This window comes from Alcaligenes sp., from assembly GCF_050255915.1.
Taxonomy (GTDB): domain Bacteria; phylum Pseudomonadota; class Gammaproteobacteria; order Burkholderiales; family Burkholderiaceae_B; genus Alcaligenes; species Alcaligenes aquatilis.
Map to the genome: position 1 here is coordinate 21,886 of NZ_JBFWIQ010000014.1, position 20,889 is coordinate 42,774.

The following is a 20,889-nucleotide window of genomic DNA, read 5'->3' on the forward strand; positions in this document are numbered from 1 at the left end:
GGCTGACATGGGTTTTAAACTCATGAACGGCTCGGCTTAATTGCCATTGCTGTCCTGGCTCAGATCAACGTGAACACGCCCATCCAAAACAGCATGAGCCCGCTCTCGGTCCACGTCACCTTCCCAGGCGCCCACCACCACGGTTCCTACGCAATTACCAATCAAGTTGGTCAAGGCCCGCGCCATGCCCATGAACCAGTCAACGGACAAAACCAGCACCAAGCCAATGGCCGGGATAGCAGGAACCGCACTCAAGGTCGCTGCCAGAATCACAATGGCAGACCCCGGTACACCGTGCGCCCCTTTGGAGGTCAACATGGAAATGGCCAAAATGGTCATCAAATCGATAAAGGACAAGGGGGTATTGGTTGCCTGTGCAATAAACACGGCGGCCAAGGTCAGGTAGATCGAAAAACCATCCAGGTTAAAGGAATAACCTGTTGGCACCACCAAACCTACAGTGGATTGCTTGATACCCATACGCTCGAGCTTGCGCATCACTTGGGGCAAGACCGCATCAGACGACGCTGTGCCCAGTACAACCAGCAATTCCTCCCGCAAATACTTCAACAGCTTGATGATGCTAAAGCCGGTCATGCGCAGGATCAGCCCCAAGACGCCCAGCACAAAAATGGCGCACGTCACATAAAACAGTACAACCAGCAGGCCCAGCTTGCCCAAGGTGCCAAGCCCGTATTCGCCAACCGTAAAAGCGACGGCTCCCAGCACACCCAAGGGTGCCAAACGGACGATGAAACCAATAATTTTGAAGAACACATGGGACAGCGTCTCTACCGCCGATGCTACCGGACGGCCCCGCTCCCCCAGCAAGGCAACCGCCAAACCGAACAAAATTGCAATCAGCAGCACCTGCAAAATATCGCCTGACGCAAAGGCATCCACAAACGTCGTCGGAATAATCTTCATTAAAAACCCGACGGTATCTGTGCTTTGCTCCACCCGCGAGGTATACGCAGCCATGGCACTGGCGTCCAGGGTACTGGGGTCTACATTCATCCCATGCCCAGGCGTAAAAAAGTAGCCCAGCAAAATGCCCAAGGCCAAGGCAAAGGTGGTGACAACCTCAAAATAAATCAGGGCCTTCACCCCAACACGCCCCACCTTCTTCAAATCGCTGCTGCCACAAATTCCGTGCACCACGACACAAAACACCAAGGGTGCCACGATCATTTTGATCAGCTTGATAAAACCATCACCAAAGGGTTTGAGCGAGGCGGCGAAGTCCGGCCAGATCACACCCGCCAAGACTCCCAGTATCAAGGCCACAATGACCTGTCCAAACAAGGTTCTGTACAAAAAACGCATCGTTGTCTCCTGTTGTTTTGTAAGCGCTGCCGTATCGCTATCAGCAATCCATCAATCTAAAATTTCATCTGACATGTCAGCATATATTCAATATGAAATACCGAATATAATTAAAATCGAATATGCACAAGCAGTCGTAAAAACCCCTACAAGTAAAAACCGGAGACGCTAAATGAGTATTCCCTCCTCCTCTGATGACACTTTGCTAGCCACCCAGGCTTTCCAGGCATTTCGTCATTTGTTGGCGACCGGGCAGGTACGCGCGGGGCAGATGGTGTCGATGGCGGAGCTGATGAAACTGAGCGACTTTCCACTGGCTCCAGTGCGCGAGGCCGTCAAGCGGGCGGCGGCGGCCGGGCTGGTGTCTATCCTGCCCAAGCGTGGCGTTCTGGTTTTGGAGGCAACCACGGAAGCGCTACGGGAATGTTTTCAGTTGCGCTGTATCTTCGATCAGGAAGGGGCCAGGATATTGGCAAGCCGTGCCACGCAGCCCGCACTGGAGAGCTTGCGGGAACAACACCAGAACATCCTGGAGCAGGCGCAAAGCGGCCTTGTCACCACCGCCTTGCAGATTCAGGCCATGGAAGTGGACTGGGCCTTGCACCGCTATCTGGCACAAGCGTTGCAGAACCGCTCGGCCATGACAATTTACGAAGAAAATTGTGATCGCATCAATGTGCTGCAGCACTCGCGACGCCCTTTGCCCGAGCGCATCGTACCCGCCATGAAGGAACATTTGCACATTCTGGACACGCTGCAGGCGGGCAAACCCGAAGCGGCCATGGAAGCGGTACGCCACCATCTGGCACAAACGCTGCGATGGTGGGGCGCGGTAGACGCTTAATTCACCATAACGGGCTCTTGTTCCAGCTCCACGCCAAAGCGTTCCCGAACAGAGCCACGAATCGCCTGGGCCACGCGCTCAATATCATGTGCAGTCCCGCCGCCATGATTCACCAGCACCAAAGCCTGGCGGTCGTGTACACCCACCGCGCCATCGCGCTTGCCTTTCCAGCCACACTGGTCAATCAACCAGCCTGCCGCTAACTTGCATTGGCCTTGCCCAAGGTCATAAGAGACCAGATCGGGCCATTGCTGCTTCAAGGCATCACGCTGCTCGGTCTGCACCACGGGATTCTTGAAGAAACTGCCCGCATTACCCAGGACGTGGGGATCAGGCAATTTTTGACGACGAATCTTGCAGACCGCATCAAAAATGCGTTGAGGGTCTGGCTCCCCCGCCAAATGAGCTTGTTTATTCAGATCGGGATACGCCAGCACCGGTGTCCATTGACGTGGTAAGGCAAAACGCACGGCCAGAATCAACCAGCTACCCGCCGGATCATGCTTGAAGCGGCTGTCTCTATAGGCAAAGCCACATTCGGCCGCAGACAGCTCCACCTCTTTGCCTTCTTTAAAGCTCCAGGCCAACACACTGTGCACCCGCTGCTCCAGTTCCAGGCCATAAGCACCAATATTCTGAACCGGAGCCGCACCCACCGTACCGGGGATCAAAGCCAGGTTCTCCAAACCAGGCCAACCCAGATTCAAGCAATGCTGAACAAAATCATGCCAGCACTCGCCCGCCTGCGCCTCCACAACATAGACATCGTCCCGCTCTTGCAGCAGACGGATCCCTTTGCTTTCTACCTTGATCACCAGGGCATCCACGTGCTCGGCCAGCACCACATTGCTGCCACCGCCCAGCACAAAGATACGCTCGCCCTGCTCCACCAGCGCTTGCAAGGCAGGTAGCTGGGTAACATTGTCATACACCACCAGGTCGCGCGCGCGGCTATCCAAACCCAAGGTATTAAAAGAGCTCAAATCCACATTACGCTGCCTGTCCACGGCCCTGTCTCACAATCAAAGAAAGCAGTAAGCATAGCTCGGACGGCCTATTTTCCGGAAAAATTTACAGAATCTATTGACAAGCATATTTCCTGCGGTCTATAGTTACGTTCTTGCTTAGCGCAGCGTTGGTTTCGCAGCAAAAAGCAGTTTATAGGCAGGCTAGTTTGTTAGGCAGTACAGATAAAAAGCTTAAGCGATAAAAAGCATAAGCAAAATATCAAAAACTCTTGACAAACAAAGATAGCCACTCTAAACTAGCTTTCTTTACTTAATAAGCAAAAGCTAATAAGTAAATCGCTGAAAACAGATTCAATCTGCACAGCAAAATGCGGGAGTAGCTCAGTTGGTAGAGCGCAACCTTGCCAAGGTTGAGGTCGCGAGTTCGAGACTCGTCTCCCGCTCCAGATTCCTAAGGGAAGCCTAGGCTTCCCTTTTTAATCGACCACGGCGCAATGGCAGAGTGGTTATGCAGCGGATTGCAAATCCGTCTAGGTCGGTTCGATTCCGGCTTGCGCCTCCAGTAATGCTGGTCACAAGTCGGTAGTGCAGTAAAAAATGCGGGAGTAGCTCAGTTGGTAGAGCGCAACCTTGCCAAGGTTGAGGTCGCGAGTTCGAGACTCGTCTCCCGCTCCAAATTCAGAAAGCCCAAACTTCGGTTTGGGCTTTTTTTCGTCCTGCCTCCCCCATTTCCTCCCCTTGCTGTCACAGCCACGGCCTGCTGCTGCCTGCCCGTTACGTATAACTACCTACATATAGATAAGACAACACCGCCCGCCTGAGGGTATAAATATCAGTAAACTGCGGTTACACAGAACAAACCGGAGGGGCACCAGCTCCCAAACATAAACGTAATCGATACGGCCACCAGTTATTGATTATTTTTACAGTTAAATCTATGGAGCACAGGACAACTATGAAATCCCTCTCCTCCCCGGTACCTGTCGAAGAAAATCGTCGCCTACGCATCCTAGCGGAGTACAAACTGCTAGATACTCCCCCTACAGAAGAGTTTGACCGGCTCGTTAACCTGGCAGCCAGATTATTCAAGGTACCGATCGCTCTGATTTCGCTGATAGATAGGGACCGACAGTTTTTCAAGGCACGTGTTGGTATTGATCTGCGCGAAACAAGGCGCGCTGATTCGTTTTGCACGACTACCATCCTGTCCAATGACATTTTGCTTGTCCCGGACGCCTTGAACGCCCCCCACTTTGCACCGAACCCATTAGTCACCAAACCGCCACACGTTCGCTTCTATGCGGGAAAACCATTACTCGCCCCGACGGGGGAGCGATTGGGCACGGTATGCCTGATGGATACCAAGCCGCGCCATGTCTTCACCGAAACTGATCGTGCCAACCTTTCCGACCTGGCAACCCTGGTAATGGCGCGAATGGAAGCGCACCGCCTGGAACAAACCAAATCAGACAGCAAAGCCCGTTTTGAAAATATCGCAGCCACCTCCCCTGATGCCATCATCTGCTCTGACGAGCATGGCCGCATCACGTTCTGGAATCGCTCTGCAGAGAAAATCTTTGGCTATCTAGCTGACGAGACCCTCAACCAGCCAGGATCGATTATTGTGCCCGACAATTGGCGTAAGATTTACGAGAAAGAGCTTTTACGGCTGCGACAGGGCGAGCGAATGAAACTTGCTGACCGCACGATCGAACTATCCGCTTTGCGTAAGGACGGAACCGAGTTCCCGGCAGAGTTCTCATTATCGACCTGGGTTGAAGCAGACACCACCCATATCGGCGCCATTGTGCGAGACATCACTGAGCGCCGGCATCATGAAGAAAGGCTGTTTCAACTGGCCTCGCTAGACGCACTAACAAACCTTGCCAACCGGGAAATGTGGCGGGCACGCCTTGCCCAAACGCTTGCCAACGAAACCCCTGCAACCATATTGTTAATTGAGCTGGACGACTTCAAGGAAATCAACGATACCTTCGGGCACTCGGCTGGCGATGCCGCCCTCAAACACATCGCCCAGCAATTAAAGTCGACATTTCCCAACGCCATTAAGCTTGCTCGATTCGGTGGCGACGAGTTTATGGCCTTGCTGCCCGGAAACGGCGTGCAGGCGGCACGAAGAGCCGCACAAACACTGATCAACGTCTTTGCAACGCCGTATAACTTTGCTGGCCAGTCTTTTGACACTAGTATCAGCATTGGCGTGGTTCTCGCGCCGACGCACGGCACTAGCGCCGAGGATATTCTGAGCGCAGCCGATCTGGCGCTCTACAAAGCGAAATCATCCGGTAAGGGATACTACGAGGTGTTCTCTCCGGCCTTGCGCGAGGTCGCTGTCGCACGCAGATCGTTCGAGCGGGAATTACGCCTGGCCTTTGAAAACGATGAGTTTGAGCTTTTCTACCAACCCCAAGTATCAACACACACTAGGCAGTTGACCGGAGCAGAAGCACTGATTCGGTGGAACCACCCTACAAGGGGCTTGTTAACGCCGCTCTCTTTTATTGATGTGCTCAACGAAAAGCCATCTGCGCCTGCTATAGGAGAATGGATATTACAAACGGCCTGCCGTCAGGCCGTCCGCTGGCAAGCAACCATCCCCGATTTTCGTATCAGCGTAAACCTGTTCGAGGCACAGCTACGTACCAATCGCCTGCTCTACACAATCAGCGCTCTACTGGCTGAAACAGGTCTGCCTGCCAGTTCTCTTGAGCTGGAAATCGTGGAGACCTCCTTGCTTCGCAACGAAGCAGTCACCAAAAACTTGTTTCGCGGTTTACGAAACATAGGCGTTGGTCTGGCCTTCGACGACTACGGGACAGGCTACGCATCATTAAGTCTGCTAAAAACATATCCAGTCAGCCGCCTGAAAATCGACCGGTCATTCATCCACCATGTCTACGAATATGCCGGAAATGCCGCACTGGTCAGGGCTATTATCTACTTAGCCAAGAACTTTGGCCTGGATGTGATTGCAGAAGGCGTGGAAACGGAAGAGCAATTCATATTCCTTAAAAATAATGAATGCCCAGAAATACAAGGCTATCTTTTTGGAAGACCTGTTTCAGCTGAAACATTCACAGCGCAATTTATCGAGCACAAGGGTCCACTTAACTTTCCGCACGCCAGGCAAGCAGTCAACGCGGGATCAACCGAACAACTCATGACTGGCAAAGATGGCCCTTGATCTTGGTACCGCTATCTATTTAAAGAAATAATCAGGATGCCTCCTCTTGCCGGATACTGCTCTTTATGACACCTCAAACTGCCATCCGCATGGCTGACTACAACAGCCAAATGAACCGCCGTCTTTATCAGGCCGCCGCTCGCTTGCCCCCAGAGAAGCAGCATCAAGAGTGCGGCGCCTTCTTTGGCTCCTTGTTCAAGACGATGATGCACATTGCAGTGGGGGATACGATCTGGCTGCACCGCTTTGCCCAGCATCCTGATGCCCTCAGCTTGCGCGAAGAAATGGAGGTATTTGCCAAGCCACGTACACTGGACCAGCAGTTATTCGACACCTTGGCGGAACTGGATCCGTACCGTCGCAAACTGGATCTGATTATTATTGCTTGGGCGGCCACACTGACACCCGAGCAACTGGGCCAAACGCTACGCTATAACAATATGGCGGGCCAGAGCATGGAGAAGGATGTTGCGCTTTTGGTGACGCACTTTTTTAATCACCAGACTCACCATCGTGGTCAGGCCAGCACCTTGTTGTATCAAGCGGGTGTCGATATTGGGGTGACTGATTTAATGGCCTTGGTATCCTGAATGTTGTAGCCCGCAGGCCTCAAGGCAGACGGACAGCGCCACGCTTGCCGCTCCAGGACCACAAGATTTTTGCATCTGAGATAACCCCGCTCAGGTCTCCGCTTCCTATGAAAAAAGCCTGCTTGTCCTTGCCAAGCAGGCTTTTGTATCAGGCAATCCTGTCTGCTCACTCCACCCTTAATACTGCGCCCGCAAGGACAGCATCACGTTTTGCGGAGCACCGTACCAGCCCTGGTTATAAAAACCGATCTGCGAGTAGTACTTTTTGTCGAACAGGTTGTTCACGTTCAAGGTGGCCGAGACGCGCTTGTTGAAGTCATAACTTGCCATCAGATTCACGATGGCATAGCTGCCCTGCTCAACATTCACCACTTTGCGGCCTGGTGCCGTGGCGTTCTGATACATGCGATTTTGCCAATCAATGCCGCCGCCCACAGTCAGCCCTTGCCAATCCCCTGACAAGCGATAGGTGGTATAGAGCTTGAACAAGGTACGTGGCTTGCTGGTATTGATGGGCTTGCCTTTCGCATCCTTGGCGGTAAAGGTCGTCAAACTCGTGGCCAGATTCCAGCCAGGCATCAGTTCTCCGCCCAACTCCAGCTCCACCCCTTCTACTTTGGCCCCCGACACCGGGCGGTAAGCAGGTGTATTAGGTGGTGCACCAATCACATTATTACCTGTGGCTTCCGCCAAATTGTCCTGCCGTGTCTGGAACAGGGACAACGCACCATTGAGCCGGCCATCCATCCATGCCGCTTTCAAGCCCAACTCATAGCTTTTACCGGTAATCGGTGCCAGAATCGCACCCTGTTCGTTGCGGGCGTTCTGCGGCTTGAATATCTCGGTATAGCTGGCGTAAGCGGTATAGGTATCGTCAAAGTCATAGATCAGGCCGGCATAGGGGATGAACTCGTTACGATGGCGATACTGACGCTTGGAACCAAAGTAGGTCTGATCAGTTTCCCAGTTGCTCAGCCGCCCCCCCACCATCAAGCGCAAACTATCGCTCAAGGCAAAGCGGCCAACGGCATAGGCGCCGGACTGTTTGTTATCCGTATCATCAGCCTGGGATGGCTCACTGGACCAGTTCGGCTCCGGCTCTCGGCCTGGCTGATAGAAGCTGGCCGCCGCAGCCAATGGGGGTACGGCCCGATACTGCGGGAAAGATACGCGATCCTGGGACATCATCCAGCCCACCGAAAACTCGTGCTCTTTGCCAAACAAGGTAAATGGCCCGGACAAGGACGCATTCAATGCCTTGCGGCGTACATCGCCTTCGTAATAAGAGTACGAGTTCGATGTACCCAGCCCTGTTTCCCGATCCGGATACCCACCCCGAAACAGGTTTTTCATGAAGGCATCGGTGTAGGACTGGTTATAGGTCAAGCGCAAGCTCAAGTTATTCTTGAACTGGTGGCTCAAATCCACAAAACCCGTTGTCGTATTGTTCTCGACGCGTGACCAGTTTGTATTGTTGGAAATCGAACGCTTGAAATCCGTACGAGAGCCATCGCTATAGAACAGCGGAAAACCACTGCCAAAACCATTATTGGAGCTGGACTGATAGGCAACACCCCCCGTCAACTCCATGCCAGGCATCAAGTCAGCCGTGACCACGCCATACAATGTACGGGTTTTAGTATCCTGCAAATCGGTATAGCTATTGGCCTTGCCATAAGCTCCTACAATACGGCCACGGATACGCCCATCTTCCGTAATCGGGGTAGACACATCTGCGTATCCACGCGCAAAGTCCCAGCTTCCGACACTGATCCCCCCCGATGCGGCAAAGTCCCGCAAAGGACGTTTACGTACATAATTGACGGCTGCCGAAGGATTACCGGCCCCCGTCATCAAACCGGTCGCGCCGCGCACCACTTCAACCCGATCAAAAACGACCAGGTCCAGGTTGCTTTCACCAAAAGCCCAGGGCGACAAAACTGGCTGCGTCAAACCATCAAACTGATAGTTGTCGATACCAAAACCACGCGAGGAAAAGGAATAACGGTTGGTATCGCTGCGTGTCACAGATATACCCGGCGCGCTCTGCAAGGCATCCGCCGTCGTCTGCATGCCGCGATCATCCATCATTTTTCGGGTGACCACACTGACCGATTGCGGCGTCTCCTTGATAGAAAGAGACAGCCCCGTCGCCGTGCTCATGGCCTTGGTGGTGTAAGACGGATCAGTTTCCGTCACGCCTGGGTCTCGATTGCCCTTGATCGTAATGGTGGACAGTTCTACAGGCGTATCAGCCACGGAATCCTGCGCCCAGGCCGGGCTGCTGGCAGCAACCAGCAACATGGCAGAACGAGTGACAGGGACAAGCAAGCGCAATCTTGAACGGGCATAGCAGGTTGAAGCAGCAGGCATGAGCAAGGATCTCAGAACAGGTTTTAGATGCGAACAATTATCATCTACAGAGTTTGCATGAGCGTATCCCTAAACGCAAAAACCCTATTCCAAATATCAGTCCTGCCGCTTTCCTTCTAGGAGGGGCATCGATCCGCGCGCAGTTGCAGCCAAAACCAGCTAACGGCACTGAGCAAGACGCAGATCAGCATGGCGGCTGACATCCGCAAGGGCTGGCCGTAAACCCACGGCACCAGCCAACCGCTGACCAGCGAAAACGTACTCATCTGGCAAAAGCCCAATAAGGAGGCCGCCAACCCGGCCCGACTGGGAACTTGGGCCAAAATATGCATGGTCACCACCGGCATCAACATAGCCAGACCTGCGGTGAAAAAGGCGGGGAGCAACACGGCCCACGGCAAGGCAGGATGCCAGGCGCTGGCCAGATACCCGGTATAGACAAGGCAACTGGCCAGCATCAAGCCATAGGCGCAGCGAATAATCGTGATGTCTCCCCAATGTCGCACAAGATGGGCAGAGGCCAAAGCCCCCAACATGGCCCCGACCACCAAAGGCACAAACAACACGGCAAAGGCGGTTTCAGGCAAATTCAAAGTATGAGAAATGAAATCCGGAGCAGCGCCGATCAGAAAGGCCTGAGCCCCAATCAGCAAACTTAAGGCCACACTCATGCCCATAAAAGGCACATCACCCAGTAATTGCCCAATATCGCTACGCAACTGGCGCCAGGCCAAAGGCTGACGCTTACTGCTGGGCAAGGTTTCAGGCAAGCGACGCAGGCACAAATAGCACGCCGCAGCGGCCAGGGCGGCCAGCATCCAGAACACAGCGCGCCAACCCAAAAGCGCAATCAATTGACCACCCACAATCGGGGCCAGCGCGGGCGAGACATTAAAGACCACGACGATATAAGACAGAGTCCGTTGCGCCTGTTCACCTTGATAGCAATCACGCACCATGGCCTGGCCAATCACCAAACCCGCTCCGGCCGACAAGCCTTGCAGTACCCGAGCAGCCAAAAGCCAATCCATGCTGGGCGCCAAGGCCGCCATCACCGAGCCAGTGATATACACCGCCAGGGACGCCACAATCACAGGTTTGCGCCCCCAGGCATCGGACAAAGTGCCATGCAGCAGCAACATCGCTGCATAGGCAGACATATACACACCCAAGGTCTGCTGCACGCTTTCGGGGGGTACCTGAAACTCGCGCTCCAACGCGCTGAAAGCAGGTAAATAGGCGTCAATAGTGGCAGGTGCAACGCAGGCCAGCAGGCCCAGAATCAACACCATCAAGGGATACGGGGGAAGCGAGGAAGGCAACACAGCTCTGTCTGAAATAAGAAAACAAACCCGCATAGGGGAGGTCTTTTTCAGGATGGACCAGGCTCGCCAGAGAGGGGAATGGCAAACGCCTAAAAAGCTTTGAACAATGACAGAGCTGGCCGCCCGGCCACCTCAATTCAATTCGCTGGGCGCAATCCCGTAGCGCTCACGAAAGGCTGTGGCAAAGTTGGTGGCGTGGCGATAGCCCACAAAATGAGCCGCCTGCTGTACGCTCCAGCCTTGCGCCAGATAATCACGTGCCAACTCCAGACGACGCTCACGTAACCAGCCAAACACAGAACACTGGTAGGTTGCCTGAAACTTCACCCGCAAGGTGCTCGGGCTCATGCAGGCCAGCTTGGCCAGATCCGCCAAGGTATGATCGTCACCCGGCGCGTTGTACAAACGTTCACGCACACGCTCCAGTAGCTGTCGGTCACGGGCCGTGGCCGGCGACTCTTTAGCAGGCTTTGGAGTCAATCCGTCCAGCGCATGAGCCAGCATTTGCAGGCTGACACCTTCCAGCAGCAAATCGTACGTCGCCCCCTGCCAGGGGCTGTCTATCAACTGCTCGAGCGTGTTGAGCAAATGCGGCGGGACCGTCCACTTCTGCATGCACAGTCCGGATGGGCCCATCAGTTTGGACAGGGTGTCGCCCAAGCGCGAGTCGCCCACGCTTTCCGCTGAACGCAAAGAGAGGTTAATACAGCGCAAACGTTGCCCGGCCGGGTGTATCCCGGTCAACGCGACCGATTCGCTATGCGCAATACTGACACCACTTTGCGCGACCAGGCTCAGTTGATTCTGACTGGCCAGGCGGGCTTGCGCGCGGCCTTGCAGCATCACAATCGCAGAGAACTGCGGCGCGCTGACGGAACTGGATTCGTAGTGATGGTGCGTGACGATATCTGACAGCACCAGCTTGATGCCCGGCCTGACCTCGTGTTCCTGCACACGCCCCTCGGCAATGCAAAGCTGCTCCCTCTCCCGATCTGGGCCAACATAGTGAGGCAAACAATAGTGAAAGCCTGCCGGACGACCGAGTCGGTCAAAGTCCGATACTGTGAATCTGATCATAGGAATAGAGAGAAAAAACGATGTCAGCCTGGCGGATACGGGCTCAAGGCACTCGGGCCGATGGGAACAGAACATCCGACACAATGCAACTGAGAATAACATACATTCTCAATTATATGGCACCTCTAAAGAATTCAAAGAGTACGGCAATGCCTTGAATTAACGGAGTTTTATGTTGACCTCATCGTGCCAGGGTCTGCTCTTGCATCAAAATCGACACACAGAATCGCTACAATTTTGCATCTGTGCTGCACCTATTCTTTTTGCTGTTGATCACCTAGCAAAATGCAATCAGCTAAAGCAATCGGGGCATAAGCCCTTTTTTCATCACACCAATGGGTCCACATTTCCAAGCATGATTTCCCGCTCGACACCCCGCCTTAAATCAACGATTGGCCTGATTATTTTTTCTAGTCTGGCTGGTTTTTTCTGGTGGCTATTTTACGAGCGCTACTACCGCTATAAAGACTGCATAGAAACGGCTGCCTCCAGTTGCCTGAACGCGCAGGGAGACAACCTGATCGGCGCAGGTATGGTCTGGGCTTTGCCCGCCTTTATCTTTAGCGGCATCGCTGTGTACTACCTGTGGCGAGTCATTGGCCGCTGCTGTGCGAATAAACCTTAAACGCTATCCGCTTTAAAAACGACAGTATCAGCACAGCAAAAGCAGTTTATACACAGACTGCTATAATCCGGCCCGGCAATTAGCGATCCTTTTGCCAACACATTTTCTGCAAGAAGAACCTTTCATGAATACCAACGTACCAAGTTTTGGTCGGCGTCAGTTTCTCAAAATTCTTGGTGCTGGGGCAGCTGCGCTGTCAGCGACCGCGATGGGACTTTCGACAGCCGCCGCTCAAGTTCCCGCCGCCGTCCGGCCCTACAAACTCCTTCGATCCAAAGAGACACGCAACAACTGTACATACTGTTCAGTGGGCTGCGGCATCCTCATGTATTCCATGGGCGATGGCTCCAAAAACGCGAAACCGCGCATCTTCCATATTGAAGGCGACCCGGACCATCCGGTCAGCCGTGGCTCGCTCTGTCCCAAAGGCGCTGGCCTGCTGGACATGATTCACTCCAAGAATCGCCTGCTGCACCCCGAATACCGAGCCCCGGGCTCCAAAGAATGGGTCAAGATCAGTTGGAGCGAAGCCACCAAGCGCATCGCCCGTTTGCTCAAAGATGACCGTGACGCCAACTTCATTGCCAAAAACGAAAAAGGCCAGGTGGTGAACCGCTGGCTATCCTCGGGCTTTCTGGCTTCCTCGGCCGCGTCCAACGAAACCGGCCTGCTGGACTTCAAATTTACCCGTGCCTTAGGCATGCTGGGTATCGACTGTCAGGCGCGACTCTGTCACGCCCCGACCGTGTCAGCCCTGGCCCCCAGCTTTGGGCGCGGTGCCATGACCAACCACTGGGTGGACATCAAGAACGCCAACGTGGTGATTGTGATGGGCGGCAACCCTGCCGAAGCCCACCCGGTCGGCTTCAAATGGGTGATTGAGGCCAAAATCAAGAACAAGGCCAAGGTCATTGTGGTGGACCCACGCTTTAACCGTACAGCCGCTGTTGCCGATATCTTCTCGCCCATCCGCGCCGGCTCGGACACCGCCTTTTTGATGGGCATGGTGCGCTGGCTGCTGGAGAACGACAAGATTCAGCACGAGTACGTGCGCGCCTACACCAATGCCTGCCTGATTGTGCGTGACGACTTCGCCTTTGACGAAGGCATGTTCTCCGGCTTCGATCCGAAAACCAAGATCTACGACAAGTCCTCCTGGACCTACGCGCTAGACGAGAACGGCGAAGTGATGCGCGACAACAGCATGACGCATCCACGCTCCGTGCTGCAGTTGTTAAAAGCGCACGTGGACCGCTACACGCCCGAAGTCGTGGAAAACATTACCGGCGTCAAACAGGCCGACTTCCTGCAGATTGCCGAGGTTATTGGCTCCTGTTCGGCCAAGAACAAAACGCTGACCTGGCTATATGCGCTGGGCTGGACGCACCATACCGGGGGCGCACAGATCATTCGTGGCGCCGCCATGATTCAGCTCTTGCTAGGCAATATCGGCATGGCCGGGGGCGGCGTGAACGCCTTGCGCGGTCACTCCAATATCCAGGGCTATACCGACCTGGGTCTGCTGTCCTTGCGCTTGCCAGGTTATATGAACCTGCCCTCGGACAATCAGCAGACACTGGCACAGTACCTGGAAGAAACCACGCCCAAAGACGTATTGCCCGGTCAGGTGAATTACTGGAAAAACACACCCAAGTTCTTCATCTCTTTGCTCAAGAACCTGTACGGCAAGCACGCCACGCCCGCTAACGATTTCGCTTTTGATCTGCTGCCCAAATGGGATCGTAGCTACGACATGCTGGCCTACTTCGACATGATGTATGAAGGCAAGGTCAACGGGTACTTCGCACAAGGTTTTAACCCGCTGGCCGCGATGCCGGACAAGAACAAGACGTCCAAGGCCCTGTCCAAGCTGAAGTTCCTGGTTATTGTGGACCCACTGGTCACCGAGACCTCGAACTTCTGGCGCAATGAAGGTCAGTTCAACGACATCAAGACAGAAGAAGTCATGACAGAGGTGTTCCGCCTGCCGTCGAACTGTTTTGCTGAAGAGGACGGTTCCATCGTGAACTCGGGCCGCTGGTTGCAATGGCACTATGCCGGTCAGCAACCTCCCGGTCTGGCCCGTCATGACCCCAACATCCTGGGCGACATCATGATGGAACTGCGTCGCCTGTACGAAGAAGAAGGCGGTGCCTGTCCCGAACAAGTCCTGAACATGACCTGGGACGCCGACACCTATCACGACCCGCATTTCCCGCATCCGGAAGAAGTGGCCAAAGAGGCCAATGGCTATGCACTGGCTGATGTTTTCGACGAGAACGGCACGCAGATTCTACGCAAGGGCCAGTTGCTGGATAGCTTTGCGCAATTGCGCGATGACGGCACGACACAAAGCTACTGCTGGGTATTTACCGGTTCCTGGACCGAGAAAGGCAACCAGATGGCTAATCGGGACAACACCGATACGGGCTTGGGCAACACCCCTGGCTGGGCATGGGCCTGGCCTGCCAACCGACGCATTTTGTACAACCGCGCCTCTATGGATGAAATGGGCAGACCCTGGGATGAGCATCGCCAGATTTTGCATTGGGACGGCCAGCAATGGACCGGGGCGGATGTTCCGGACTTCCCAGCCAACCTGCCTCCTGGTAGCCCAGCAGCGCCTTTCATTATGCTGCCCGAAGGGCTGGGCCGCTTGTTCTCGGAAAAAGGCATTAATGACGGCCCCTTCCCCGAACACTACGAGCCGGTAGAAAGCCCCATTGCGAAAAACCCGCTACACGAAAACGTAACGCATAACCCGACCGCACGGATTCTTTCCAATGACGCCGAGCGCATGGGCAATCGTCACGATTACCCGTATGTAGCCACCACCTACTCCATTACCGAATTGTTCCGCCACTGGACCAAGCACTCTTATCTGAATGCCATGTTGCAGCCTGAACAGTTCGTGGAAATTGGCGAACAACTGGCGGCTGAAAAAGACATCCGCCACGGCGACACCGTCAAAGTCACAACCAAGCGCGGTTACATCACCGCCAAGGCGGTGGTGACCAAACGCATGCGCACCCTGACCGTTGCCGGCCAGCAGGTGCAGCAAATTGGTATCCCCTGCCACTGGGGCTTTGAAGGTGAAACCCGCAAGGGCTTTCTGGCCAATACGCTGTCCCCCGGCGTTGGCGATGCCAATACGCAAACACCGGAGTTCAAAGCCTTTCTGGTCAATGTCGAGAAAATGAAGGGAGCCACGGCATGAATTCGCAAAACATAGTACGCCGTTCGGCCACCAACTCGGTCACACCAGCCCCACAGGTGCGTGATCACCAGATGGAAGTGGCCAAGCTGATTGACGTGTCCATCTGCATTGGCTGCAAAGCTTGCCAGGTCGCCTGCAATGAATGGAACGATTTGCGCGGCCAGGTGGAAGAAAACGTCGGCGTGTACGACAACCCCAGCGACCTGAGCCCCGACAGTTGGACCTTGATGCGTTTTACCGAGCACGAGGACGAAGCAGGCAAGCTGGAATGGCTGATCCGCAAGGACGGCTGCATGCACTGCGAAGACCCCGGCTGTCTGAAAGCCTGCCCGGTTCCCGGCGCGATTGTTCAATATGCCAATGGCATTGTGGATTTTCAGTCCGACCTGTGTGTGGGCTGCGGTTATTGCGTGGCCGGCTGTCCTTTCGATGTGCCCCGTATTTCCAAGAAAGACCATAAAGCCTACAAGTGCACCCTGTGTTCGGACCGCGTTACCGTGGGCCAGGCTCCTGCTTGCGCCAAAACCTGCCCGACCGGCGCCATTGCGTTTGGCTCAAAACAGGAAATGAAGGATCTGGCCCTGAGTCGTATTGAGGACTTGAACGAGCGCGGCTATGAAAACGCCGGTCTGTACGATCCTCAAGGTGTTGGTGGCACCCATGTCATGTACGTGCTGCAACACGCGGACGATCCGCAGCGCTACGCGGGCCTGCCCAAAGACCCGCAGATCAGCGCTGTGGTGGATGGCTGGAAAGACGTACTCAAACCTGCTGCTGCCGTAGCTGGTGCGGTGGCGGTGGCCGGTATGGCAGCCCACTTCATCGGTGTGGGCCCCAACAGCGTGGACGAGGACGAAGAACACGAGCACGACAAGGCAACGCAAGGAGACGATCATGAACAAGAAAAGTAATCTTGTGCTGCGCACCCCATTCCGTGAGCGGCTATGTCATTGGGCCGTTGTGCTCTGCTTTTTCCTGGCTGCCACCTCGGGGCTATCCTGGTTCTACCCCTCTTTTTCCTGGTTAAGTTCCTTTCTGGGCACCCCGCAATTGGCACGCGTTCTGCATCCCTTTTTAGGGATCGCAGTTTTCGTTGGCCTTGGCTATATGTTCACCCGCTTCGTAAAGTACAACCTGCCCGCCAAAACCGATCTGATCTGGTTTCGTAACGTCAAAGGCGTGATCCTGAACAACGCCAAGCAGCCATTGAAAATCGGCAAATACAATGCCGGTCAAAAAGTACTGTTCTGGCTGATCATGCTGTCTATCGTCACGCTGCTGGTATCGGGCCTGATCATGTGGCGCGCGTACTTTGCCGAGTTCTTCTCCATTCCCGTTCTGCGTCTGGCCATCCTGATCCACTCCGTGGCTGGGATTGGGCTGATCTTGCTGATTCTGGGCCATATTTATCTGGCGATCTGGGTGCGCGGCTCCATCACCGGCATGGTGACAGGCTATGTTTCCAAAGCCTGGATACGTCATCATCACGATCGCTGGCATGAAGAGCTTCAAGCGACCAAGAAAGACGTGAAGGAAGGCAAGGCATGAACGAAGTTCCTGTCCGTCGTTCCGTTCCATCGGAAGAGTCCACCCGGCACTTTGACCCCATCCTGCTGCCTGAATTGCATGAGCTGTACACCGCCCGCGCGGCCCGTTTGCGCGAACTGGCTACAGGCCATGAGCTGGAGGCCTATCTGCGTTTGGCCGCCGATGTCGCTCAGGCTCAGGCTCAGGCTCAGGCTCAGGCTCAGGCAACAGTTTCACCTGAAAGCCGTTCCAATGCCGTGGCCGTTGATCCTGTAGAGATCGCTCGCCAAGGTACATGGGTAACGCATCTGGATACCATGCTGGACCAGCTTATCCCTGGTGCTTCACCAGCAATTACCCCACATCTGGATGCCCTGCGCGCCATGAGCACCCAGGCGCGTCTGGATGCAGGTCTGGCCCTGGCCCAACACCAGTTCCATTCCGTATCCCAGGCCCTGGCTCCTTTTTTGTGGGCGGCTTTTTCTCTGGACGTGGCTTTGGCAGCACGGACAGTGCCTTTGCCTGTGGCCAGCAGTGAAGAGTCCCCCAGTTGCCCGGTTTGTGGCAGTGCCCCTGTCGCCAGCCTGATCTATAAGGGTACCCGACAAGGTCTGCGCTATTTGCACTGCTCCTTGTGCGAGAGCCAATGGCATATGGTTCGCGCCAAATGCACCAACTGCGCCGATGCGGGCGATCTGGACTACCTGAGCTTCGACTCCACCGAAGCCGTGGTGCGTGCGGAAAGCTGCGGTCACTGCCACAGCTATCTGAAGGTGATCTCACAGGAACGCGAACCCAATGCAGAAAGTGTCGCGGATGACTTGGCGACGCTGGTACTGGATGATGCAGCAAGCGCAGAAGGTTATGGCCGCACCGGCCTGAACCCCTTTGCATTGCCTGATCAAGACCTGTAAAGAAAAGCCCGGATCCGCATGCTGCCAATCCGGGCTTTTTTTTTCACACCTGTTTTACTACCCGCTTCAATCTCTGCACCAGGCACACTCTGTGCTCTGCGCTTCTCGCTGCATGATCAAAAGCAGTCGACAACCCCTATTACAGACAGGCAAACTCTCCATCGCCCACAATGAGCAATGAACGATTGATCATTCACCTCTCATCATAGAGATACGATTTGTTGTCCGGGTATTGGTTTTCTGAGATATCACAGGCCCTATAATCAAGAATGATTCCTGTTTAGCTTTCTGCAATCTGACCTTGATGAAAACCTCCTTACCCCACTTTCTGCTCAGTGCCGCCACGCTCTGCCTGGCCTGCACGCTGCCCGCCCAAGCCCAACAAACTACCCGCCCCTGGAACGAATCAGTGGGCCCCACCATCGTGGATCAGCAACAAAGCCTATACCGCTTCGAGACGCTGATCATGTCCTCGGAAGACGGCAAGCGGCACTACAAAATACAAATAGGCACCCCAAACCGCCCCGCTCCCGCACGCGGTCATCCGGTGATTTATATGGTCGATGGCAATGCCGCCATGGCCAGTATTGATGTGGACGACCTGAAAGCCATCAGCAGCCTGTCTGCGCCGGTACTGGTCGCCATTGGCTACGACACCGAAGCACGTCACGATGTGATTGCCCGCTCCTTCGACTACACGCCTCCGGTCACGGAGAACGGCGTCAGCAAGCCGGTGGAAGTACGGGGTCGTTTAGGGGGCGGCGCCGATATTTTTCTGGACTATATAGAAACGCACATCAAGCCTGCAGTAGAAGCGCGCGAGCCTATTGATCGCTCCCGCCAGACGCTGTGGGGCCACTCTTATGGTGGCCTGTTTACCTTGCATACCCTGTTTACCCACCCTGATCTGTACCAGCGGTACGTGGCGGGCGATCCTTCCCTGTGGTGGTACGACGGAATTCTGGTCAAGACGGCTCAGGCCTTTGATACAAGGCGGGCCAAGGACAAGCAGATCGCCATCATGGTCGGCGGACAGCGCCGCAGTACATCCATGAGCAATGCTGCGGCACAATGGTCCACACAGGATATGGCCAAGCATTTGCAAGAGGCCGGGCTGAACGTCAGCTACGAGAACTTCAGCGAGCTGAACCACGGGCAGATGCTGGCCGCCTCCTTGAAACCCGCCCTGCGAATTGCGGCCCAACCGTGATGCCTTCGAACCGAAAGCATCACCACTGAGCACCACATCAGTGCCCTGCCCTCAAGGGCGCTGAGCCGCCCCCACAAAGCCGCCATCGGGCAAGGTCAATACATTGAAAGGCGCCGGTTCAACCTCCGGCCCCTTGGTATGAATGCCATCAATAATGGCGCCTTGTTGCGGCGCTGTGCGCGATAGGGATCGCTCCCTATAGTTGCTGGCACAGGTACTTGATTTCCAGGTACTCGTCGAGACCGTAGCGTGAACCTTCGCGGCCCAGGCCAGATTGTTTGATGCCCCCAAATGGGGCTACTTCGTTAGAGATCAGACCGGTGTTTACACCAACCATGCCGTACTCCAAGGCCTCACCCATCCGCCAGACTCGCGCGTTGTCCCGGGTGAACAGGTAGGCGGCCAAGCCATATTCGGTATCGTTGGCCATGGCAATGGCCTGTTCTTCAGTGTCAAAGCGGAACAATGGAGCCACTGGGCCGAATAACTCTTCACGGGCCACACGCATGGCTGAGCTCGCCTCCCCCAAGACCGTGGGCAAGAAGTAGGTCCCGCCTAAGGGGTGGGGTTTACCGCCTAGCAGAACACGGGCCCCGTGTTCAAGGGCATCCTCAATCAGCTCACTCAGATGATCGACGGCTTTTTGCTCGATTAATGGGCCTTGTTCTACCCCCTCATCCATCCCGTTGCCCACTTTCAGAGTGGCAACACGTTCGCTTAAGCCTTTGGCAAAACGATCATAAATGCCGTCCTGCACCAGAAAACGGTTAGCACATACACAAGTCTGACCACTGTTGCGGTATTTAGAGGCTATCGCTCCCTCAATGGCGGCATCCAGATCGGCATCATCAAAGACGATGAACGGAGCGTTGCCACCCAACTCTAACGACAGACGTTTGATGGTAGGAGCACATTGCGCCATCAGCAAACGACCCACTTCGGTCGAGCCGGTAAACGATAGCTTGCGCACAATGGGACTTTCCGTCAACGCAGCCCCCACCACGCTGGACGAGCCTGTGACCAGTTGGAATACACCGGCAGGAATACCCACCTGCTCGGCCAGCGCCGCCAAGGCCAGGGCGGTCAGGGGAGTCAGGCTGGCGGGACGCACAATAATGCTGCAACCCGCAGCCAAAGCAGGCGCTACCTTGCGAGTAATCATGGCCGCAGGGAAGTTCCAGGGAGTAATGGCCGCACACACACCCACAGGCTGCTTGACCACCACAATGCGTTTGTCCGACTGGGGGTGCCCCATCACATCGCCGTATACGCGCTTGGCTTCTTCGCTGAACCACTCTACAAAGGAGGCGGCGTACAGCACTTCACCGCGCGCCTCCGCCCAGGGCTTGCCCTGCTCCAGGGTCATGATGGTGGCCAGGTCATCTGCATTGGCAACCATGGCATCGAACCAGGCGCGCAACAACTTGGCACGTTCGTGCCCACTGCGTGCCTGCCATTCGCGCTGAGCCACTTCAGCATCGCTTATGACCACTTCAACTTCTGCTTTAGCCAGGCTGGCGACATTGGCCAGGCACTGGCCCGTAGCAGGGTTCAGAACGGCAAAGGTATTGCCATCCGCTGCGCTGACCCAACCCCGAGCCGTCCAGGACTGATCGTTAGCCAGGCGGGGATTGTTCAGTTTATGAATCAATGATGCCGCTATAGTGTTCATTATGGTCGACCTATTT

The 20,889-nt window shown here is 55.0% G+C and carries 15 protein-coding genes and 3 tRNA genes; 12 read left to right on the forward strand and 6 right to left on the reverse strand.

Translation table 11 applies throughout. From position 1 onward, the window contains the following. Positions 1–36 precede the first annotated feature (36 nt). Complete coding sequence (locus AB7E06_RS15960; RefSeq protein ID WP_088450611.1) at positions 37–1,326, reverse strand: C4-dicarboxylate transporter DctA; 1,290 nt, start codon at positions 1,324–1,326, stop codon at positions 37–39. Between the two features lie 172 nt (positions 1,327–1,498). Here AB7E06_RS15960 and AB7E06_RS15965 point away from each other — a divergent pair, with 172 nt between their 5' ends. After that, the gene (locus AB7E06_RS15965) at positions 1,499–2,170 is read left to right on the forward strand and encodes a GntR family transcriptional regulator (protein WP_427957575.1); all 672 of its coding nucleotides are present in this window, start codon (positions 1,499–1,501) and stop codon (positions 2,168–2,170) included. Here AB7E06_RS15965 and murB read toward each other — a convergent pair. Further along, positions 2,167–3,177, reverse strand: a complete 1,011-nt coding sequence (murB, locus tag AB7E06_RS15970; protein ID WP_427957577.1) for a UDP-N-acetylmuramate dehydrogenase — start codon at positions 3,175–3,177, stop codon at positions 2,167–2,169. The genes AB7E06_RS15965 and murB overlap by 4 nt on opposite strands. A gap of 331 nt (positions 3,178–3,508) precedes the next feature. Here murB and AB7E06_RS15975 point away from each other — a divergent pair. The 5 genes from AB7E06_RS15975 to AB7E06_RS15995 all read left to right on the forward strand — a co-directional run bounded on the left by AB7E06_RS15975 (position 3,509) and on the right by AB7E06_RS15995 (position 6,933). Further along, positions 3,509–3,584 (forward strand) — tRNA-Gly (locus AB7E06_RS15975). Positions 3,585–3,626: 42 nt separating this feature from the next. Continuing rightward, a tRNA-Cys gene (locus AB7E06_RS15980) sits at positions 3,627–3,700 on the forward strand. 37 nt (positions 3,701–3,737) lie between these two features. Next, a tRNA-Gly gene (locus tag AB7E06_RS15985) sits at positions 3,738–3,813 on the forward strand. Positions 3,814–4,093: 280 nt separating this feature from the next. Further along, complete coding sequence (locus tag AB7E06_RS15990; RefSeq protein WP_321269019.1) at positions 4,094–6,343, forward strand: putative bifunctional diguanylate cyclase/phosphodiesterase; 2,250 nt, start codon at positions 4,094–4,096, stop codon at positions 6,341–6,343. Between the two features lie 65 nt (positions 6,344–6,408). Next, the gene (locus AB7E06_RS15995; RefSeq protein ID WP_108727816.1) at positions 6,409–6,933 is read left to right on the forward strand and encodes a DinB family protein; all 525 of its coding nucleotides are present in this window, start codon (positions 6,409–6,411) and stop codon (positions 6,931–6,933) included. A gap of 177 nt (positions 6,934–7,110) precedes the next feature. On the opposite strand, the gene fauA is transcribed toward AB7E06_RS15995, so the two are convergent. The 3 genes from fauA to AB7E06_RS16010 form a co-directional block, all read right to left on the reverse strand. Then, entirely contained in the window at positions 7,111–9,306 is a 2,196-nt protein-coding gene (fauA, locus tag AB7E06_RS16000; RefSeq protein ID WP_321269017.1) for a TonB-dependent alcaligin siderophore receptor FauA, read from the reverse strand. Positions 9,307–9,422: 116 nt separating this feature from the next. Beyond that, a complete protein-coding gene (locus tag AB7E06_RS16005; protein ID WP_427957625.1) occupies positions 9,423–10,598 on the reverse strand; it encodes a multidrug effflux MFS transporter in 1,176 nt (391 codons plus the stop codon). A 165-nt stretch (positions 10,599–10,763) separates the two neighbouring features. Continuing rightward, a complete protein-coding gene (locus tag AB7E06_RS16010; RefSeq protein ID WP_264671952.1) occupies positions 10,764–11,708 on the reverse strand; it encodes a helix-turn-helix transcriptional regulator in 945 nt (314 codons plus the stop codon). A gap of 355 nt (positions 11,709–12,063) precedes the next feature. Here AB7E06_RS16010 and AB7E06_RS16015 point away from each other — a divergent pair, with 355 nt between their 5' ends. The 6 genes from AB7E06_RS16015 to AB7E06_RS16040 all read left to right on the forward strand — a co-directional run bounded on the left by AB7E06_RS16015 (position 12,064) and on the right by AB7E06_RS16040 (position 19,201). After that, positions 12,064–12,333: a hypothetical protein gene (locus tag AB7E06_RS16015; RefSeq protein ID WP_166727077.1), complete on the forward strand. Its 270-nt coding sequence runs from the start codon at positions 12,064–12,066 to the stop codon at positions 12,331–12,333. 124 nt (positions 12,334–12,457) lie between these two features. Beyond that, positions 12,458–15,550, forward strand: a complete 3,093-nt coding sequence (fdnG, locus tag AB7E06_RS16020; RefSeq protein ID WP_108727819.1) for a formate dehydrogenase-N subunit alpha — start codon at positions 12,458–12,460, stop codon at positions 15,548–15,550. Continuing rightward, a complete protein-coding gene (gene fdxH, locus AB7E06_RS16025; RefSeq protein WP_427957580.1) occupies positions 15,547–16,461 on the forward strand; it encodes a formate dehydrogenase subunit beta in 915 nt (304 codons plus the stop codon). Before fdnG ends, fdxH begins: the two co-directional genes overlap by 4 nt. Beyond that, positions 16,445–17,098 (forward strand): formate dehydrogenase subunit gamma, encoded by a 654-nt coding sequence (locus AB7E06_RS16030; RefSeq protein ID WP_264671953.1) that lies wholly within the window; start codon positions 16,445–16,447, stop codon positions 17,096–17,098. The genes fdxH and AB7E06_RS16030 overlap by 17 nt, the downstream gene beginning before the upstream one ends. Next, positions 17,095–17,991: a formate dehydrogenase accessory protein FdhE gene (gene fdhE, locus AB7E06_RS16035; protein WP_427957582.1), complete on the forward strand. Its 897-nt coding sequence runs from the start codon at positions 17,095–17,097 to the stop codon at positions 17,989–17,991. Before AB7E06_RS16030 ends, fdhE begins: the two co-directional genes overlap by 4 nt. Before the next feature lie 304 nt (positions 17,992–18,295). Further along, positions 18,296–19,201: an alpha/beta hydrolase gene (locus tag AB7E06_RS16040; RefSeq protein ID WP_427957584.1), complete on the forward strand. Its 906-nt coding sequence runs from the start codon at positions 18,296–18,298 to the stop codon at positions 19,199–19,201. Positions 19,202–19,397: 196 nt separating this feature from the next. Here AB7E06_RS16040 and AB7E06_RS16045 read toward each other — a convergent pair whose 3' ends face one another. Next, on the reverse strand, positions 19,398–20,873 hold the full coding sequence (locus tag AB7E06_RS16045) for an NAD-dependent succinate-semialdehyde dehydrogenase (protein WP_125277678.1): 1,476 nt from the start codon (positions 20,871–20,873) through the stop codon (positions 19,398–19,400). Between the last annotated feature and the right edge of the window lie 16 nt (positions 20,874–20,889).

Excerpts from the sequence above, each read along its gene's own strand:
- fdxH (WP_427957580.1), top strand. The coding sequence starts at position 15,547 with ATGAATTCGCAAAACATAGTACGCCGTTCGGCCACCAACTCGGTCACA.
- AB7E06_RS16005 (WP_427957625.1), bottom strand. The coding sequence starts at position 10,598 with ATGGTGTTGATTCTGGGCCTGCTGGCCTGCGTTGCACCTGCCACTATT.
- AB7E06_RS16040 (WP_427957584.1), top strand. The coding sequence starts at position 18,296 with ATGAAAACCTCCTTACCCCACTTTCTGCTCAGTGCCGCCACGCTCTGC.
- AB7E06_RS16030 (WP_264671953.1), top strand. The coding sequence starts at position 16,445 with ATGAACAAGAAAAGTAATCTTGTGCTGCGCACCCCATTCCGTGAGCGG.
- AB7E06_RS16045 (WP_125277678.1), bottom strand. The coding sequence starts at position 20,873 with ATGAACACTATAGCGGCATCATTGATTCATAAACTGAACAATCCCCGC.
- fdhE (WP_427957582.1), top strand. The coding sequence starts at position 17,095 with ATGAACGAAGTTCCTGTCCGTCGTTCCGTTCCATCGGAAGAGTCCACC.
- AB7E06_RS16015 (WP_166727077.1), top strand. The coding sequence starts at position 12,064 with ATGATTTCCCGCTCGACACCCCGCCTTAAATCAACGATTGGCCTGATT.
- AB7E06_RS15990 (WP_321269019.1), top strand. The coding sequence starts at position 4,094 with ATGAAATCCCTCTCCTCCCCGGTACCTGTCGAAGAAAATCGTCGCCTA.
- AB7E06_RS15995 (WP_108727816.1), top strand. The coding sequence starts at position 6,409 with ATGACACCTCAAACTGCCATCCGCATGGCTGACTACAACAGCCAAATG.
- fdnG (WP_108727819.1), top strand. The coding sequence starts at position 12,458 with ATGAATACCAACGTACCAAGTTTTGGTCGGCGTCAGTTTCTCAAAATT.
- AB7E06_RS15965 (WP_427957575.1), top strand. The coding sequence starts at position 1,499 with ATGAGTATTCCCTCCTCCTCTGATGACACTTTGCTAGCCACCCAGGCT.
- fauA (WP_321269017.1), bottom strand. The coding sequence starts at position 9,306 with ATGCCTGCTGCTTCAACCTGCTATGCCCGTTCAAGATTGCGCTTGCTT.
- AB7E06_RS15960 (WP_088450611.1), bottom strand. The coding sequence starts at position 1,326 with ATGCGTTTTTTGTACAGAACCTTGTTTGGACAGGTCATTGTGGCCTTG.
- AB7E06_RS16010 (WP_264671952.1), bottom strand. The coding sequence starts at position 11,708 with ATGATCAGATTCACAGTATCGGACTTTGACCGACTCGGTCGTCCGGCA.